General features: G+C 60.0%; 15 protein-coding genes. 11 read left to right on the top strand and 4 right to left on the bottom strand.

Going from position 1 to position 17,023, the window contains the following annotated elements; genetic code table 11:
* The first annotated feature begins 68 nt into the window (after positions 1-68).
* Positions 69-1,316, top strand: a complete 1,248-nt coding sequence (locus FHT93_RS29960) for an adenylate/guanylate cyclase domain-containing protein (protein ID WP_183850863.1) — start codon at positions 69-71, stop codon at positions 1,314-1,316.
* Here the strand turns inward: FHT93_RS29960 and FHT93_RS29955 are convergent.
* Positions 1,313-2,365, bottom strand: a complete 1,053-nt coding sequence (locus FHT93_RS29955; RefSeq protein ID WP_183850861.1) for a substrate-binding domain-containing protein — start codon at positions 2,363-2,365, stop codon at positions 1,313-1,315. The genes FHT93_RS29960 and FHT93_RS29955 overlap by 4 nt on opposite strands.
* A 311-nt stretch (positions 2,366-2,676) precedes the next feature.
* On the opposite strand from FHT93_RS29955, the gene FHT93_RS29950 reads away from it, so the two are divergent.
* The 4 genes from FHT93_RS29950 to FHT93_RS29935 all read left to right on the top strand — a co-directional run bounded on the left by FHT93_RS29950 (position 2,677) and on the right by FHT93_RS29935 (position 7,031).
* Positions 2,677-3,936, top strand: coding sequence for an ABC transporter substrate-binding protein (locus FHT93_RS29950; RefSeq protein ID WP_112544444.1), 1,260 nt, complete (start codon positions 2,677-2,679; stop codon positions 3,934-3,936).
* 78 nt (positions 3,937-4,014) lie between these two features.
* Positions 4,015-4,968, top strand: a complete 954-nt coding sequence (locus FHT93_RS29945) for a sugar ABC transporter permease (protein ID WP_112544442.1) — start codon at positions 4,015-4,017, stop codon at positions 4,966-4,968.
* Positions 4,965-5,912, top strand: a complete 948-nt coding sequence (locus FHT93_RS29940) for a carbohydrate ABC transporter permease (protein WP_112544440.1) — start codon at positions 4,965-4,967, stop codon at positions 5,910-5,912. Before FHT93_RS29945 ends, FHT93_RS29940 begins: the two co-directional genes overlap by 4 nt.
* 3 nt (positions 5,913-5,915) lie before the next feature.
* Positions 5,916-7,031, top strand: coding sequence for an ABC transporter ATP-binding protein (locus tag FHT93_RS29935; RefSeq protein ID WP_112968678.1), 1,116 nt, complete (start codon positions 5,916-5,918; stop codon positions 7,029-7,031).
* 25 nt (positions 7,032-7,056) lie between these two features.
* Here FHT93_RS29935 and FHT93_RS29930 read toward each other — a convergent pair whose 3' ends face one another.
* The 3 genes from FHT93_RS29930 to FHT93_RS29920 all read right to left on the bottom strand — a co-directional run bounded on the left by FHT93_RS29930 (position 7,057) and on the right by FHT93_RS29920 (position 11,419).
* Positions 7,057-9,300 (bottom strand): glycoside hydrolase family 2 protein, encoded by a 2,244-nt coding sequence (locus FHT93_RS29930; RefSeq protein WP_183850859.1) that lies wholly within the window; start codon positions 9,298-9,300, stop codon positions 7,057-7,059.
* A 105-nt stretch (positions 9,301-9,405) separates the two neighbouring features.
* Positions 9,406-10,404 carry a LacI family DNA-binding transcriptional regulator gene (locus FHT93_RS29925; protein WP_112544434.1) on the bottom strand — a complete coding sequence of 333 codons (999 nt, stop codon included), beginning with the start codon at positions 10,402-10,404 and terminating at the stop codon, positions 9,406-9,408.
* Between the two features lie 10 nt (positions 10,405-10,414).
* Positions 10,415-11,419, bottom strand: a complete 1,005-nt coding sequence (locus tag FHT93_RS29920; protein WP_183850858.1) for a Gfo/Idh/MocA family oxidoreductase — start codon at positions 11,417-11,419, stop codon at positions 10,415-10,417.
* Positions 11,420-11,621: 202 nt separating this feature from the next.
* Between FHT93_RS29920 and FHT93_RS29915 the strand changes: the two genes are divergently transcribed.
* The 6 genes from FHT93_RS29915 (at position 11,622) to FHT93_RS29890 (ending at position 17,023) form a co-directional block, all read left to right on the top strand.
* Complete coding sequence (locus FHT93_RS29915) at positions 11,622-12,914, top strand: extracellular solute-binding protein (RefSeq protein ID WP_183850856.1); 1,293 nt, start codon at positions 11,622-11,624, stop codon at positions 12,912-12,914.
* Between the two features lie 87 nt (positions 12,915-13,001).
* Entirely contained in the window at positions 13,002-13,889 is an 888-nt protein-coding gene (locus FHT93_RS29910; protein WP_112968682.1) for a sugar ABC transporter permease, read from the top strand.
* A gap of 1 nt (position 13,890) precedes the next feature.
* The gene (locus tag FHT93_RS29905; protein WP_183850854.1) at positions 13,891-14,802 is read left to right on the top strand and encodes a carbohydrate ABC transporter permease; all 912 of its coding nucleotides are present in this window, start codon (positions 13,891-13,893) and stop codon (positions 14,800-14,802) included.
* A 19-nt stretch (positions 14,803-14,821) separates the two neighbouring features.
* On the top strand, positions 14,822-15,904 hold the full coding sequence (gene ugpC, locus FHT93_RS29900) for a sn-glycerol-3-phosphate ABC transporter ATP-binding protein UgpC (RefSeq protein ID WP_183850852.1): 1,083 nt from the start codon (positions 14,822-14,824) through the stop codon (positions 15,902-15,904).
* 16 nt (positions 15,905-15,920) lie between these two features.
* Positions 15,921-16,670, top strand: coding sequence for a ThuA domain-containing protein (locus FHT93_RS29895; protein ID WP_183850850.1), 750 nt, complete (start codon positions 15,921-15,923; stop codon positions 16,668-16,670).
* Positions 16,671-16,741: 71 nt separating this feature from the next.
* Positions 16,742-17,023 (top strand): MurR/RpiR family transcriptional regulator, encoded by a 282-nt coding sequence (locus FHT93_RS29890; RefSeq protein ID WP_183850848.1) that lies wholly within the window; start codon positions 16,742-16,744, stop codon positions 17,021-17,023.

The raw sequence follows: 17,023 nt of genomic DNA, 5'->3' as shown, positions 1-17,023 counted from the left end.
CATTCGGCCCGCTATCGCCCACATTCAGCCCGATGTGTTCGTTGAATGTGGCGTAGCGGGAGTTTTTCATGAGGCCCTCTTTCGAAGCGACTGATCCGGCAAGTGAAGATGCCGAAGGTGTCTGGCCAATCCGCAGGCGCCGAATTCTCGATTGGCTGATCAATGAGACCCGCGGCGAGCGTTTCATCGACAATATCCTGGTGGAGATGTGCAAGCGGCTGCTGGCAGCTGGCGTGCCGGTGAACCGCTCCAGCCTGCATTTCCGCACCAACCATCCGCAATGGATCGGCGCCCGCATCCTGTGGGTGGAAGGCATGGAAGAGGCGAAGATCAACACCTTTGCCTACGGGGTGGAAACCACGCCGCAATTCCTCAACAGCCCGGTCAACGAGATTCATAACGGCGCCAACGAGGTGCGGAAGAACCTGGAGGATTTGTGGGAGGGCGACGATTATCCCTTCTACCAGGAACTGCGCGACGACGGCTATTCCGAATATATCGCCTGGCCGATCGATCATACGTTCGACAAGCGTCACGTCGTTACGTTCTCCACCAATAGGCCGGGCGGTTTTACCGGCGAACACGTGGATTTCCTGCGCGATCTGCTGCCGGCTCTTACTCTCGTCAGCGAGATCAGGCTCAAGAACATCATGGCGCGCACGCTGCTGCAGACCTATGTCGGGCCGCATGCGAGCGAACAGATTCTCTCCGGCGTCATCACCCGAGGCAGCGGCACGACCGTCGGTGCGGCGATCATGATCTGCGACCTGCGCGATTTCACTGCGATCTCCGATCTCTGGCCGCGCGACGACGTCATCCAGTTGCTCAATGACTATTTCGATGCCATGTCCGATCCGATCGAACGGCACGGCGGCGAAATCCTGAAGTTCATGGGCGATGGACTGCTCGCCATCTTCCCGCTGTCGAAGCCTTCTGCCTGCGAAGACCTGCTGACGGCGATTCGTGAAGGGCAGGAGGCGATGGCGAAAGTGAATGAGCAACATCAGCGTCTGGGACGTGATCCACTGCGCTATGGTGTCGGCGTCCACGTCGGCGACGTTATGTATGGTAATATCGGTTCGCGCCGGCGGCTGGATTTCACGGTCATCGGCCCGGCAGTCAACGTCGCTTCGCGGCTTGAAACCTTGACCAAGGAAGTCAGGCGGCCGGTACTGTTGTCTCGCGCTTTCGTTGAGATGGCGACCTGCACGGAAGAGATGGACAATCTCGGCACTTTTCCTCTGCGCGGGCTTGGGGAGCCGGTCGAAGTCTTCGCTTTCCGCGAAAAGCCGACAGCCGGTCGTGACGCAGCTTAGGCTACCGGAAAATTGATCTGCGGCGGCAGGAGCAGGCTCTGGCTCTCTGCTGCCGGATTGCCGATGCGCTGAAGAAGCATCTGGCCGAGATGTTCGCCCGCCTCGACCAGATCCTCGTATATGGTCTCGATCTTCGGCTGCAGATGCGTGAGGAGATGCGACGTCTCCTTGGCGACGATGTCATAGTCCTCGGCCAGAATACTGCCCGCATCACCCATTGCGCTGACGAGCGCGAGCGCAGAAACCTCACCCGGACAGACGAAGCCATCGGGAACATCGGGTGCGGTGGCGCGCGCGCGGAAGAAATCTCTAATTTCATTGGCCGGTGAATCGAGCGTAACGGCTTCCGGTATCTCGTAGGCCACGCCAGCCTCGCGCACAGCGGTCATGAAGCCATGAAGGATATGCTGGCTGAAAGTCAGCCGCTTCGGCGGCATGACGACTGCAACCTTCTTCCTGCCCTTGGCGATCAGGCGCCGGGTGGCTTCGTAGGCGAAAGCATAATTGTCGTAATCGACATAGGCATGCGGTGTCGAAAACTCCGTGCGCCCGTGAGACACGAATGGGAAGCCGACCTCCTGCAGCATCCGCACCCTCGCATCGAAGGGTTCCGTCCGTGTGAAGATCAGGCCATCGGCGAAATTGTTGCGGACGATATATTCCGCCGCTTCGAGATCCGTCGTCGACAGGAAGTTCGGGGCGACGACGAGGTGATAGGATGTCTCCTTCAACACCTTGGCGATGCCGTACATGATGGCGGTGCCGAAGCCGACGACTTCCTGATGCGGATCGAGAAGGATGCTGATGACGTTTGTGCGGCCCGTCTTCAGGCGTTGGGCAGCCCGGTCCGGCAGGTAACCGATCTCGCGGGCAATGCGATGAACGCGTTCGCGGGTCTCGACCGATATTTGCGGAGCGTCGCTTAGTGCGCGCGAAACTGTCGTTACCGCGAGACCGGTCAATGTTGCGATGGTACGCAAGGTCGGCTTGCCGCGCTTTTGCGCGCCATCCGGATTTTCACCGCGTTGCAGTTGGGACGATTCGGTCACTGAGGACATTCCGTGCTGGATCGCGGCTACCATAACACGATGAAACCGGCATGCAATCGATCAATGCAAACGATTTAAATTTTTACAATTTGTTAGGCATTGGAAAAAAGTATAATAAAAACAATGGTGCTGTGAGTTAATCATATTTTTCTCGGGAGTCGAGGAAGGGCTTGACGTCGCTGCGTTTATAACGTTTTAAATTGTCAATCGCGCTGGGAGGCGCGGTGCGGTGTTTGATCGTCATTACGGGCGGAAGACATCGGGGTGGCTGAGGAGGGTCTCGCCGCCCACTTACGAACGGGAGGATATTCATGCGCAAGTTTTTGAGCTCGGCAGCTCTTGCTGTCGTGATGATGGCTGGTTTCGGCAGCGCCCATGCGGCCGATGTCAAGGAAGTTCAGATGTTGCACTGGTGGACGTCCGGCGGTGAAGCCGCGGCGCTCAACGTGCTGAAGGGCGACCTTTCCAAGGAAGGTTACGCCTGGAAGGACGTCCCGGTTGCCGGCGGTGGCGGTGACGCAGCCATGACCGCGCTGAAGGCGATGGTCGCGGCCGGTACCTATCCGACGGCATCGCAGATGCTCGGCTATACGGTGCTTGACTACGCCCAGGCTGGCGTGATGGGCGACCTGACCGAGACGGCGAAGAAGGAAGGCTGGGACAAGTCTGTGCCGGCGGCACTGCAGAAATTCTCTGTCTATGACGGCAAGTGGGTCGCAGCACCTGTCAACGTTCACTCTGTCAACTGGCTGTGGATCAACAAGTCCGTCATGGACAAGATCGGCGGCACGCAGCCGAAGACCTTCGACGACCTGATCGCCCTGCTCGACAAGGCGAAGGCAGCCGGTGTCATTCCGCTCGCACTCGGCGGTCAGAACTGGCAGGAAGCCACGATGTTCGACTCCATCGTGCTGTCGACCGGCGGTCCGGAATTCTACAAGAAGGCTTTCAACGACCTCGACGAGGCTTCGCTGAAGTCCGACACGATGAAGAAGTCGTTCGATAACCTTGCCAAGATCATCCAGTATGTCGACCCGAACTTCTCGGGCCGCGACTGGAACCTGGCAACCGCGATGGTCATCAAGGGCGACGCTCTGGTGCAGGTCATGGGTGACTGGGCGAAGGGCGAATTCGTTGCCGCCAAGAAGACCCCTGATACCGACTTCCTGTGCTACCGCTTCCCGGGCACCGACGGCAGCGTGATCTACAACTCCGACATGTTCGGCATGTTCAACGTTCCTGACGACCGCAAGGCCGCTCAGGTAGCGCTCGCCACGGCAACGCTGTCGAAGAGCTTCCAGTCCGCTTTCAACGTCGTCAAGGGTTCGGTTCCGGCCCGTACCGACGTTCCGGATACGGATTTCGACGCTTGCGGCAAGAAGGGTATTGCCGACCTGAAAGCTGCCAACGAGGGCGGCACGCTGTTCGGCTCGCTGGCACAGGGTTATGGCGCGCCTCCGGCTATCGCCAACGCCTATAAGGACGTTGTCTCGAAGTTCGTTCATGGTCAGATCAAGACCTCCGACGACGCTGTTACCCAGCTCGTCCAGGCCATCGACGACGCCCGCTAATATTCCCATCGACAACGGCTTTCCCGCGCGATGCGCGGGAAAGCCTCAGCCCCTGCGGGTGCTGGAGGAGATGATTTCATGAGCACAGTTGCGACCACAGACCCGATACTGACGTCGAAGTCCTCAAGCCGGACGTCCATTCGTGGCCGGCTGCAAGATGCGCTGCCGAAGATCGTGCTGGCGCCAAGTTTTCTCATCACGGTGATTTTCGTCTACGGCTTCATCGTCTGGACAGCCTATCTCTCCTTCACCAATTCCAAGACCTTTCCGTCCTATGCGCTAACGGGCACGCGTGCCTACGAGCGGCTCTGGCGCTGGACTTTCGAGAGCGACCCGCCGTCCTCGTGGTACACGTCGATTACCAATATGGGGATCTTCGGCTTCCTCTATATTTTCATCTGCCTTGGGCTCGGGCTGATGCTGGCGATTCTTCTCGATCAGAAGATCCGCGGTGAAGGCATCTTGCGGCCGATCTTCCTCTATCCGATGGCGCTGTCCTTCATCGTGACAGGCGTTGCCTGGAAATGGTTCCTCGATCCGGGCCTCGGGCTCGAGCAGACGCTGCACCATTTCGGCTGGACGAGCTTCCATTTCGACTGGATCAAGAACAAGGACTTCGTCATCTACACCGTCGTCATCGCCGGTGTCTGGCAAGCCTCCGGCTTCGTCATGGCGATGTTTCTTGCCGGCTTGCGCGGTATCGACGGCGAGATCATGAAGGCTGCCCAGATCGATGGCGCCTCGCCTTTCCAGATGTACCGCCGGATCATCATTCCGCTGCTGCGACCGATCTTCCTGTCGGCTTTCATCGTGCTCGCCCATATGGCGATCAAGTCCTACGACCTTGTGGTGGCGCTGACCTCCGGCGGCCCCGGTGGCTCGGCCTGGCTGCCGTCCAATTTCATGTACGAATACACGTTCAAGCGGAATGAAATGGCTGTCGGTTCTGCAAGCGCCATCATCATGCTGATGACCATCTCGGCCATCATCGTTCCCTATCTCTATTCCGAATTGAGGGAGAAGGGACGATGAGCAGCATTGCCTCTTCCGAAATCGCAACTTCGCATGGCGGCACTAGCGGTCGCTGGATCGGCCGTGTCGTCATCTACGGCCTGCTGTTGATCTTTGCCGTACTTTACCTGATGCCGCTTTTCGTCATGCTGACGACCTCGTTCAAGACCATGGACGAAATCCAGAACGGCAATATGCTGGCGCTGCCGCAGTCGCCGACACTCGATCCGTGGTTCAAGGCCTGGGGCGAGACCTGTGTCGGCCTCACCTGCGCCGGCATCAAGGGCTACTTCTGGAATTCGATCAAGATGGTCGTGCCGGCCGTCGCGATCTCCACCATTCTCGGCGCGCTCAACGGCTACGTACTGACCAAGTGGCGCTTTCCTGGCGATACGCTGGTTTTCGGCCTGATGCTGTTTGCCTGCTTCATACCGTTCCAGTCCGTGCTACTGCCGATGGCCACCATTCTCGGTTTTCTCGGCCGTTTTGGCACGACCCTTCAGAACGCGACCGGATTCAGCTTCGGCTTCGGCAATCCGACGGTGAACCTGGTTTTCGTGCATGTCGTCTACGGTCTCGGCTTCACGACGCTGTTCTTCCGCAATTTCTACGAAGCCTTCCCGACGGAGTTGGTGAAGGCAGCGCAGGTCGATGGCGCGAGCTTCTTCCAGATCTTCCGTCGCATAATGCTGCCGAATTCGCTGCCGATCATCGTCGTGACGGTCATCTACCAGTTCACCAATATCTGGAACGACTTCCTCTTCGCTTCGGCCTATGCCGGCACGGGCGAATCCATGCCGATGACGGTGGCGCTGAACAACGTCGTCAATACCTCGACCGGCGTCGTCGAATACAATGTCAACATGGCTGCGGCGATGATCGCGGCCGTTCCTACGCTCATCGTCTATATCCTCGCCGGCCGCTATTTCGTGCGCGGTCTGATGGCGGGCGCCGTCAAAGGGTGATCCATGGCTTTCCTTGAAATTTCCGGTCTCAAGAAGCGTTTCGGCGCCGTCGATATTCTCAAGGGGATCGATCTGGAGCTTGAAAAGGGCGGCTTTCTGGTGCTGGTCGGTCCGTCCGGTTGCGGTAAGTCGACACTGCTCAACACGATTGCCGGGCTCGAGGCGATCACCTCTGGCGAAATCCGTATCGATGGCCGTGCGATCAATGATCTGCATCCGTCCAAGCGTGATATCGCCATGGTCTTCCAGAGCTACGCGCTCTATCCGAACATGACCGTTGCCGGCAACATCGCCTTCGGCATGGAAATCCGCGGCGTGCCGAAGGAAGAGCGCGAAAAGGCGATCAAGCAGGTCTCCGACATGCTGCAGATCGGCCATCTGCTCGACCGCAAGCCGTCGCAGCTTTCGGGCGGACAGCGTCAGCGCGTCGCAATGGGCCGCGCGCTGGTGCGCAATCCGCAGGTCTTCCTCTTCGACGAACCGCTCTCCAACCTCGATGCGAAACTGCGTGTCGACATGCGCACGGAAATCAAGCGCCTGCACCAGCGCATGGGAACGACGATCGTCTACGTCACGCACGATCAGATCGAGGCGATGACGCTGGCAACGAAGATCGCCGTGCTGAAGGATGGTGTGCTGCAGCAGTTCGGCACGCCGGCGGAGATCTACAACAGCCCGGCCAATGTGTTCGTGGCGGATTTCATGGGATCGCCGGCGATGAACCTGGTGAACGCCACCGTCGAGAATGGCGCCGGCGGGTTGCAGGTGTCGCTGGAGCGGCCGAATGGCGAGCCGCTGAAACTGCCCGTCAATGCCGGCAACAACAGCCTGACAGGTTATACCGGCAAGCAGGTCATCTTCGGGATCCGTCCGGAAGCACTGACGGATATTGACGGAGCTGACCGCAAGGCAAAGTCGGTCGTCCATGGCGATTGCGCCATCGAGGTCGTGGAGCCGGCCGGTTCAGATACATTTGCCGTCACCAAGCTCGGCGGCAAGTCGGTAGTGGCGCGCCTTGGAGCGGATACCGGCATCCTGCCTGGCCAGAATACCCGCCTTGCCTTCAATCTCGACAAGGCGGTCTTCTTCGATCCGGCCAGCCAGTTGCGGATCGCTTAGCCAGCAAAATATTCTCTGGCGGCCGTCAGACGGCCGCCACGGAAATCGTGACTGGTGCGAAGTGGCTCGAGGTCGCTTCGACCGTGATTTCGCCCGTCAGGCCTGTTGCCTCCAGCCAGAAGCCCGTCGTTCCGCCCTGGAGCGGTACGGCCGTTGGCCCGACGATCTTGCCGGGCCCCTTCACGGTCAAGGTTGCAACATCGTTGAGGAACGGCAGCCGCTGGCCGCGCTGGTCGAGCGCGCGGATGATGACGCGGGTCGTGTCGCGTTCGCGCGCCTTCAGCGTGGTGCTGTCGGGCACGACTTCCAGTGCGGTCGGCAGGGGATCGGCCGCGAGCGTCAGGCTGGCTACAGGCTCGCCGTTGACGAAGCCGGTGAATTCGCCGTCGATCCATTCCAGGCCCCAGCGGCCGAGTTCGTCCTGTGTGAAATGGCGGTGGTCGAGCACCACGGGCGGATGCGGCAGGTGCGGGTAGTTTTCGCGGTCCGGACCGATGCGCTTCGTCAGCGAGCCGTATTTCAGCTCTACCTCATCGCAATTGGTCAGGATGATCAGTGGCAGCACGCCGCCGATGCTGCGCTCGCCGCGCGCCCAGAAAGTGACCGGCTTCATGATGACGTCTTCCGAAGGGTCGCACTGGCTGGCATAGACGTAGGCCGCGAATTTCGGTTCGCGGAACATATCCATGACGCCGTGATAGCAGATGCGGTCGCCGGAGCCGAAATCCTTGTGCGTGTTATAGTCGAACATGCACCAGCCGATCGCGCCAGAAATATCCGGATCGCCATAGGCCGCGTTCAGTACTTCCAGATGGCGGCGCACATGCTCTGCCTGGCGCTGCTCTGCATCATACATCTTGGTCGGATGCATGTGGCCGTTGAATTCGGTGATGATGTACGGGACCTTGTAGGAGAGGCCGGTATTTTCCTGCTGGCTGCGAAGGGCCGTGCGCGGGCGGTTTGCACCCGGCAGTTCCTCATTGCCGAGAATGAAGTCGTTCATCGTGTAGACGTCTTCGAGCAGCTCGCTTTCCGTCAGGTAACGAACGCCGCCGGTCTGGCGGGTGGAATCGAGTTCGTGGGCCAGGCGGTTGGTGGCGGTATAGAAGTCGTGGCTATCGAGCGATTCATTGATACGCACGCCCCAGATGATGATCGAGGGGTGGTTCCAGTCGCGCTCGATCATGCGACGAACATTCTCGATGGACTCCTGCTGCCAGTCGAGATCGCCGATATGCTGCCAACCGGGGATTTCCTCGAAAACGAGCAGGCCGATGCGATCACACTGGTCGAGGAACCATTTCGACTGCGGATAGTGCGAGGTGCGCACGATATTGCACTTCAGCACCGTCTTCATGATATCGGCATCGCGCTCCTGCGCGGAGCGGCCGGCGGCGTAACCCACATAGGGATAGGCCTGATGGCGGTTGAGGCCCTGGAGCTTTACGGGGCGACCGTTCAGCAGGAAGCCTTCCGGGGTGAATTTGGCGGTGCGGAAACCGAAATGGCCGGTGGTCCGGTCGGCGCCATGTTCCGTCTTCAGTTCGATGGAGACTTCATAGAGCGCCGGGTTCGACAGATCCCAGAGTTCGATGTCGGTCAGGCCGCCGAAGGAAAGAGTGGTGCTGGTCCCGATCGTCTCGCCGGCAGCACTCGCCAGAATGTTGCCATGCGCGTCCCGCAGCGATCCGGTGACGGTCGCCGCATAGGCGAGGCCCTGCGGGTTGGCGATATCGACACGTACTGTCGCCGATTTCCTGTCCGAGAGGACATCGTGCGTCTCGATCTTGATATTGCGGATCGAAATCTTGTCGGTGACCTTCAGCCAGACGTCGCGATAGATGCCGGCATAGGTCAGATAGTCAATACGGCCGCCGAAGGGTGGGATCGCCGGGTTCTCGCTGCCGTCGATCTTAACGGTGATCAGGTTGTCGCCCTTGATCAATTTGCCGGTAAGACGAGCTTCAAAGGGCGTGTAGCCATCCTTGTGGGCGATGATCTCTTCGCCATTCAGATAGACGACGCTGTCAGCCATGGCGCCGGCGAAGAGGATGGAAACTTCGCGGCCTTCGAATTCCGGCAGCCAGCGCAGCACCTTCTGATAGGTGAAGGCCCGCTGATAACGCTTCTCGTCGAAATAGTTGAAAGGTAGCTCGACGGCGGTGTGCGGCAGATGGACCATCGCGGCGCCATCGAAGGCTTCCGTCAGGTTCTGGCCGAAGCCCTCGTGGAAGCTCCAGGATTCATTCAAGGAAACGACTGAGCGCATCTCATTCTCCCCGGCAGGCGGCAGCGGAGAGGTGGCGCCTGGCAGCGGCGCGGGGAAGGGTGATCATCGGTAGTCCTCCTCGAAGCGAATGAATGAACCGCCCCCTCAGGCGGTCGAGCCCCAGCGGGGCGTGCAGGCAAGCGTGATGCTGTGCGGGCCTTCGTCGCCGGCCTCGTGGCGTTCGATCACTTCGACGACAGCATCCATGAAGGCTGCGTGGTCGAGGCTCAGCGTCGTCAGGTCGTTGCAATCCCAGGCGGCCATGGCGATACCGTCCTGACCGACAATGGCGATATCCTCGGGCGTATTCTTGCCAAGGACGCGGCGGGCGGCATCGCGCGCGCCGATCGCCATGACGTCATTGCCGCAGATGATGGCATCGACTTTCGAACGGTGCAGCAGCAGGACGGCTTCCTTGAAGCCGGAATCATAGGAATAGTCGCCGAAGGCTTCCGCTTCGAAGGCAAGGCCATGACGCGCCAGAGCGTCGGCAAACCACCTGCGGCGCAGCTTGTCGATCCAGCTCGACTTGGTGCCGGAGAGATAGGCGAAGCGCTTCTTTCCGTCGCCGACAATCTTGTCGATGATCTCGCCGGCGCCGACCGCGCCGTCGATGCGGATGTTGGAAACATCCTCGTTTTCCAGCGGCTCGAAGGAAACGATGATCGGCTTGGTCGTGTGGAAAATATCGACCGCATCCTGCATCGAGACCATGTCGGAGAAGATGACGACATGATCGACCTGATAGGTGGAGGCGAGCCGCATCAGCTGCAGGCGATCGGAGTGATCGGCACAACAGAGCAGGATCGGCAGGAGCTGGCGGGCCTGCAGGCGGTGGACGAGGAGCTGCTGCTCCTCGGCCTCGCAGGGGTTGCCGATGGCGTTGACCACGAGTGCGACCAAGCGCGAGCGCTGGTTGTTCAGCGAGCGGGCAATCGCATTCGGCTGGTAGCCATATTCGCGAGCAACGGCGAGGATGCGGTCGCGCGTGGCGCTTCCGATCCTGGAATCCGGCGAGAAAGCCCTCGAAATCGTCGCGGAGGACACACCGGCGAGTTTCGCCAGTTCCTTCGAGGTGATCCGCCGTCTGTTCGTTCCGCTCATTATTTTGCGCCTATCCGGCAATCCTGACGGGGGTGCCGTCGGCTGCTGCCGATTCCTTGATTGCATCCCAGAGCCTAGCGAATCTGAGACCCATTTCAACGGAGCCGGAGTTTTCCATCGTTCCGGCGCGGATGGCGAGGAAATTCTTCATGGGATTGCCGAGAATCTCGGCCTCTTCGCGCGGCTCGCTGGTGCGTCCGACGCTGATTTCCCGCCAGCCGCCCCAGGCATCGATGCGCACGATCGCCTTGGAATAGAAGAAGGTGATGTAGGAAGCGCAGCCGGGAGGGCCCTCGCCGGCGGCCGTCAGCGTCGCCAGCGCGCCATTCTTCAGGCGGGCGGAGACGGCGGTGGCGATATCCACCTTCTTTCCGTGGTTGTTCATATAGGCGGACACGCTGTCGAAATCGGAATTGGCGAGCAGGCAGACGGTGTTCATCATGTGCGCGCCGGTATCGAACATGAAGCCGCCGCCGGAAATTTCCGGCTGCTGTTTCCAGTGGCCGTCATAGTTGGAAGACCAACTTTCCCAGATCATGCCGGAAATGGCGATGAGATCGCCGAATTCACCGGAGAGAGCCCGTTTGCGGGTATCGAGCACAAGCGGCGAAAGGCCGCCCTGGAAAGCGGTGACGATAGTGACGCCGCTTTTCTTCTGCGCCGCGATCAGCGTTTCGGCCTCTGCTACGGTCGTGACCATCGGCTTTTCGAGGAAAAGATCGAGGCCGGCTTCGGCAACGGCAGTCGCCTGCTCTGCATGGAAAGCGTGCGGGGTGGAGACGTAGATCATGTCGAGTTCATCGCGGCATTTTACGAGCATGTCGCGGTAGTCTTCGAAGCTTTTCGGCTCCGGTGCTCCGGTTGCGGTGCAGACGTCGATGAGGCGCTTTCTGGAGGTTTCGGTCGTGTCGGCGAGCGCCACGAATTCGATTTCCGGCATCTTCGCCCAGCTCTGAGCATATTCAGCCGCCTTCAAGCCGGCGCCGATGACGCCGAGGCGCAATTTCTGAGACATCGAAATCCTCCCTGATATCGTTGTGCAAACGATTACACAAACGTCACCATTGGTGCAAGTTATAAATAACTAAACAAAATCAATATTATATATTTGAGTTGGTTGCGGCTTTAAAAATCATCTTGTCAGTATTCAGAATGCGTGTACATTTTCCTCGCCGGTGCTGGAGGGCGCCGTGGCTCTAAAAAAGGGAGGACTTCCGTTGAAGAAGACGGTTATCAGTGGCCTGTGCGCCATCTTGCTCAGCGCGGTTTCGACGCTGGCTCATGCTGAAACAATTCGTATCGCCAATCACGGCCAGGCCGGCATCGACGCGATGAAGTCGACCGTCGAGCGGATCGAGAAAAAATACGGCGTGACCGTCGAGGTCGTCGAATATCCGGCGCCGGACAAGGACTATCTCACCAAGCTCCTGACCGAACTCGGCGCCGGCAATGCACCCGACCTCTTCTCCATCCCGACGACGGCTGCCGTTGCCGACATGGTCGAAGCCGGCTACCTCGCGCCCGTTTCCACCGAGTTCAAGGCCTGGGACGGCTATGCCAATTTCTATGACGTCGCCAAGCAGCTTGCTGTCAGCCCTGACGGCGAAACCTATGTGATGCCGTTCATGCTCGGCATTCAGGAAATCTATTTCCGCAAGGACGTTCTCGAAAAGGCCGGCATCTCCACCGAGCAGCCGAAGACCTGGCAGGAGCTCCTGGATCGCGCCGCCGAAGTCAAGCAGAAGACCGGTTCCTACGGCCTACTCTTCCCGGCCGGCGTTTCCTGGGGCAGCGGCGCCTTCGACGAAGGCTTCCAGCACCTGCTCGTCGGTTCCAAGACGCCGCAACTCGTCGGTGCCGATGGCAAGCTCGACCTGAACGGCGAAGGCGTCAAGGATGTCTTCAACGTCTACAAGACGCTGATCGACAAGGACCTGATGCCGGTGCAGCCGCTGCTCGGACCGGAGCCCTGGGTCGTGCCGAAGTATGAAATGTTCCCGGCCGGCAAGCTTGCCGCCACCACCTGCGGTTCCTGGTGCTACATTTTCGACTGGGGTCGCGAGAGCAAGAACCCGATCCCTGACGTGACCAAGATCGTCGGCACCTGGACCGTTCCGGGTCAGAGCGGCGGCCAGTACGTGCTTGCCAACCTCGCTGCTCCGTGGGCCGTCAACTCCAAGTCCGCCAATGTGGAACTGGCCAAGAAAGCGCTGATGGAAATCGGCTCGGTCGAAACACAGGTTTCCTATGCTGCCCGCATCGGCAACATCCCGGCCAGCAAGGATGCTGCCAAGGATCCGGAATTCCAGAAGCTGACCGAACTCGTTCCGATCCATGCGGCTGCCGGTAACGGCGTCTTCCTGAAGCAGGCGTCCGGCTTCGGCACGGTTGCCGAAGGTGTGGCGCGCGCCACCGAAGCCCTGCTGCGTAAGGAAACCGATGCGGCCGGCGCCCAGAAGATCCTTGTCGACTACGTCAAGGAAACGCTCGGCGACGACATGGTCAAGTAAGCCACTGATATCTTCCTCCCGCCAAGACGGGGACGCGGCATTCTCGCCGCGTCTTCCCGATTTCATTTGATAAGGTTGTGAGCTTCAATGGCCCGAAACTCTCATGAAAAGCGAACCGAGCGCCAACTCCTGCTGGTTCTGCTGCCGTCGCTGGTCCTGCTTCTGGCCTTTGTGATCTATCCCGCCCTCTATTCCGTCTATCTGAGCTTCACCAATGAGGCGCTGACGGGAGCTGCGGCCCTGCGGCCGCGCTTCGTAGGCATCCGCAACTATGTGCGCCTCTTCAACGATGCGAAGTTCTGGAATTCGCTGTTCGTCACCTTCGTCTTCGTCATGGGTTCTGCCGTCATCGGGCAGTTCGTGCTCGGGCTGATTTCGGCAATGGCGCTGCGCCGGCCGATCCGGTTCCGCCAGTTCTTCTCTTCGATTATTCTTCTGCCGAATGCCGCCCCGGAAGTCGTTGCCGGCTTCATGTGGATCTCGATGCTGGCCGGCGGCGAACATGCGACGCTCTCGCGCATCGTTGCCTTCTTCGGCATTGATCCCGCTGACTGGCTGAACGCCTTCCCACTGTCGATGATCATCATCGTCAACACCTGGCGCGGTATCGCGACCGCGATGATCCTGCTTACGGCGGGCCTCAGCACCATCCCCGCCGAGATCTACGAGGCGGCGCGCATGGATGGCGCGACACCGTCGCAGATGTTCCGCCGCATCACCCTGCCGCTAATGATGCCGACAATCCTGCTCTACATGCTGATTTCGGCCGTCTCCACCATTGCCGTCTTCGGTCTCGTCTACGCGCTGACGCGCGGCGGCCCGGGCGGGGCGACGGAGGTCGTCAGCATCTACATCTACAACCAGTCCTTCACGGCCTTCCAGCTCGGTTACGGTGCTGCGGTCGCGGTCGTCGCGCTCATCATCTCGCTGATCCTCGGTATCGGCTATGTCCGAGCCATGAAAGTGGAGGTCTGACATGACCGCTATTTCCCCAAGCGAAGGGGCCAACAAGACCCGCTCCGACCTGCTTGCCTACGCAACGCTGTCGATCATCTCGATCTTCTGCGCCGTGCCCTTCTTCTGGGTGCTGCTCGCCTCCTTCGACGGCAATGCGCAGCTCTTCCTGCGCTGGCCGGAGCAGTGGACGTTCGCAAACTATGTGCGCGTCTTCACCAAAGAGGATGGGGCGAAGTGGCTGTTCAACTCGCTTTTCGTGGTCGGCGGAGCGACGCTTATCGTCATGGTTCTGGCGGGGCTCGGCGGCTATGCGCTGTCGCGCACGCGGGCCTGGTGGAAGCTGCCCTTCCTCTACGCGATCCTGCTGATCCGCGTGTTGCCGCCGACGGCACTCGTCGTGCCGCTCTACAAGTTCTTGCTGACGCTCAACAATGCGGAAGGCGCGCTCCTGCGCCCGATCTTCGGAAGCTATGCCCGCGATATCATGCGCTGGACCGGGTTCATCGACGGTTATCTCGGTATCATGCTGGTGCTCGCCACCATGCAGTTGCCGCTGGCGCTCTGGATCATGAAGACCTTCTTCGACGGCCTGCCGCGTGACTATGAGGAAGCGGCCGTCATGGACGGGGCGACGATGATGCAGCGCATCCGCCGGGTGCTGATCCCGCTTGCCATGCCTGGGCTCGCGGCCGCCGGTCTCTTCGCCTTCATGTCGGCCTGGGGCGATTTCCTGCTGCCGCTGATCTTCCTGTCGTCGCCAGAGCTGCAGACGCTGCCGCTCGGCCTCTTCCGCGCCTTCCTGCGCATCAACGAGATCGATTACGGCCTGCTGACGGCGCTCGCCTTCATTTACCTGCTGCCTGCCGTCGTCGCCTTCGGCTTTGCGCGGCGCTTCCTCGTCCAGACCTTCTCGGGCGGTGTGAAGGGCTGAGATCAAGAAAGAGAAACGAATGATCAATCTCAGAAACGTTCGCAAATTCTACGGCGCGCTCGAAGTCATCAAGGGCGTCGATATCACGGTGGAGGATGGCGAATTCGCCGTGTTCGTCGGCCCGTCGGGCTGCGGCAAGTCCACGCTGTTGCGTATGATCGCCGGCCTCGAAGGCATCGATGAGGGCGATCTGGTGCTGAACGGCCAGCGCATCAACGACGTGCCGCCGGACAAGCGCGGCATCGCCATGGTATTCCAGTCCTATGCGCTCTATCCGCATATGACGGTCGCTGAAAATATCGGCTTTTCGCTGAGCCTCAAGAACGTGCCGGAAGCCGAAATCAAGAAGCAGGTGGAAGGCGTCGCGGAGATCCTGCAACTGACTGACTATCTCAGCCGCAAGCCGGGAGCACTGTCCGGCGGTCAGCGCCAGCGCGTGGCGATCGGCCGTGCGATCATCAAGAAGCCGTCGCTGATCCTGTTCGACGAGCCGCTGTCGAACCTCGATTCTGCGCTGCGCGTGCAGATGCGCGCTGAGTTGCAGCGCCTGCATCGCGAACTGAAGGCGACTGTGGTCTATGTCACGCATGACCAGGTCGAGGCGATGACGATGGCCGACCGCATCGTCGTTCTGAACAAGGGTCTCGTGGCTCAGCAGGGCGCGCCGATGGAACTCTACCATCAGCCCGAAAACGAGTTCGTCGCGACCTTCATCGGATCGCCGAAGATGAACGTGCTGCCGATGACAGCAACACGCCGGGATGCCGGCAAGGTGCATCTGGAAAGCCCGCTCGGGCTTGCGATCGATTTGACGGATGCAAACGGTTCCGTGCCGCAGGGTGAGGCGAAACTCGGTATCCGGCCGGAGCATCTGAAGCTCGCGCCGCAGGGGCAGGGCGATTTTTCGGCCGAGGTCGTCATCGTCGAGCGGCTTGGTGTCGAGACCTATCTGACGGTCGGGTCGCAGCAGCAGCCGATCGTCGTGCGCACAGAAGGCGACATGACCATTCGGCCCGGCGATCGCGTTTCGCTCACAGCGGAACGCGCCGCTTGCCATCTGTTCGATTCCGCCGGCCGGGTTCTCCGTTCGGCTCAAATTTGAAACATCGAGGAATAGCATGACAATCAAGGTCACGATCTGGAACGAAGGACGCCACGAGCAGGTCCACAAGGAGGTCCAGGATATTTATCCCGATCGTATCGACGGCGCGATCGCTGCCGGTATCGCCCATCCCGATTTCGATATCCGCCGCGGCACGCTCGACGATCCGGATGAAGGCCTGCCGGATTCGGTGCTCAACGATACCGACGTGCTGCTCTGGTGGGGCCATATGGCGCATGAGGAAGTCAGCGACGGGCTGATCGACCGCGTACAGCAGCGGGTGCTGAAGGGGATGGGCCTTCTGGTCCTGCATTCCGGCCATCACTCAAAGCTTTTCCGCCGGCTGATGGGCACCAATGCCAATCTCTCGTGGCGCGAGACGCCTGAGGGAGATCTGGAGCGCGTCTGGGTGGTCAACCCCTCGCATCCGATCGCCGAGGGCCTGCCGCCCTATTTCGAGGTCAATGCCTCGGAAATGTATGGCGAGCCCTTCGACATTCCGCAGCCGGACGAGCTGGTCTTCATCTCCTGGTATTCGGGTGGTGAAGTGTTCCGCAGCGGCTGCACCTTCCAGCGCGGCCGCGGTCGCATCTTCTTCTTCAGCCCCGGCCACGAGACCTATCCGATCTATCACGACAAGACCGTGCACAAGGTCATCTCGAACGGCATCCGCTGGGCGCAGCAGAAGCACACCGACGGCCGCATCCTCGAAAACTGGCACCGCAAGGAGCCGCTGCACGGGCGGCCGGACAAGGTGAAGGCTTAAACAGTTCCTCCAGTGGGGGCTGGGGCCATGATGATCCTGGCCTCCACGGGCGGTAAACGATGGAGGCTGGAATGCAGACTGTTTCGATGAAGGCCGACGGAGATGCCTTTCTCAGCAAGGCATTCTGGGTTTCCATCCATCGCGATCTGCCGCAGCGGCTGGATGCACTGGCGAGGCTTGCCGCCGAGCGGCCTGATGTCTTCGCTTTCGAAAGCAGCCAGAAGATCGCCGAGCGCTGCAATGTTTCGCAGACCAGCGTCATCCGCTTCGCGCATCATCTCGGCTTTGATGGTTTTGCCGAGATGAAGCAGGTTTTCCAGCAGGCACTCAAAGCTGCAGCGCGCAAGGCATAG

Origin of the sequence: Rhizobium sp. BK379, assembly GCF_014193955.1 — a bacterium.
GTDB lineage: Bacteria > Pseudomonadota > Alphaproteobacteria > Rhizobiales > Rhizobiaceae > Rhizobium.
This window is presented reverse-complemented; position numbering and strand designations above follow the sequence as displayed.

What these genes read in the sequence shown, in the direction of transcription:
- FHT93_RS29960 (WP_183850863.1), top strand. Translation starts at nt 69, where the DNA reads ATGAGGCCCTCTTTCGAAGCGACTGATCCGGCAAGTGAAGATGCCGAA.
- FHT93_RS29950 (WP_112544444.1), top strand. Translation starts at nt 2,677, where the DNA reads ATGCGCAAGTTTTTGAGCTCGGCAGCTCTTGCTGTCGTGATGATGGCT.
- FHT93_RS29945 (WP_112544442.1), top strand. Translation starts at nt 4,015, where the DNA reads ATGAGCACAGTTGCGACCACAGACCCGATACTGACGTCGAAGTCCTCA.
- FHT93_RS29940 (WP_112544440.1), top strand. Translation starts at nt 4,965, where the DNA reads ATGAGCAGCATTGCCTCTTCCGAAATCGCAACTTCGCATGGCGGCACT.
- FHT93_RS29935 (WP_112968678.1), top strand. Translation starts at nt 5,916, where the DNA reads ATGGCTTTCCTTGAAATTTCCGGTCTCAAGAAGCGTTTCGGCGCCGTC.
- FHT93_RS29930 (WP_183850859.1), bottom strand. Translation starts at nt 9,300, where the DNA reads ATGCGCTCAGTCGTTTCCTTGAATGAATCCTGGAGCTTCCACGAGGGC.
- FHT93_RS29925 (WP_112544434.1), bottom strand. Translation starts at nt 10,404, where the DNA reads ATGAGCGGAACGAACAGACGGCGGATCACCTCGAAGGAACTGGCGAAA.
- FHT93_RS29920 (WP_183850858.1), bottom strand. Translation starts at nt 11,419, where the DNA reads ATGTCTCAGAAATTGCGCCTCGGCGTCATCGGCGCCGGCTTGAAGGCG.
- FHT93_RS29910 (WP_112968682.1), top strand. Translation starts at nt 13,002, where the DNA reads ATGGCCCGAAACTCTCATGAAAAGCGAACCGAGCGCCAACTCCTGCTG.
- FHT93_RS29905 (WP_183850854.1), top strand. Translation starts at nt 13,891, where the DNA reads ATGACCGCTATTTCCCCAAGCGAAGGGGCCAACAAGACCCGCTCCGAC.
- ugpC (WP_183850852.1), top strand. Translation starts at nt 14,822, where the DNA reads ATGATCAATCTCAGAAACGTTCGCAAATTCTACGGCGCGCTCGAAGTC.
- FHT93_RS29895 (WP_183850850.1), top strand. Translation starts at nt 15,921, where the DNA reads ATGACAATCAAGGTCACGATCTGGAACGAAGGACGCCACGAGCAGGTC.
- FHT93_RS29890 (WP_183850848.1), top strand. Translation starts at nt 16,742, where the DNA reads ATGCAGACTGTTTCGATGAAGGCCGACGGAGATGCCTTTCTCAGCAAG.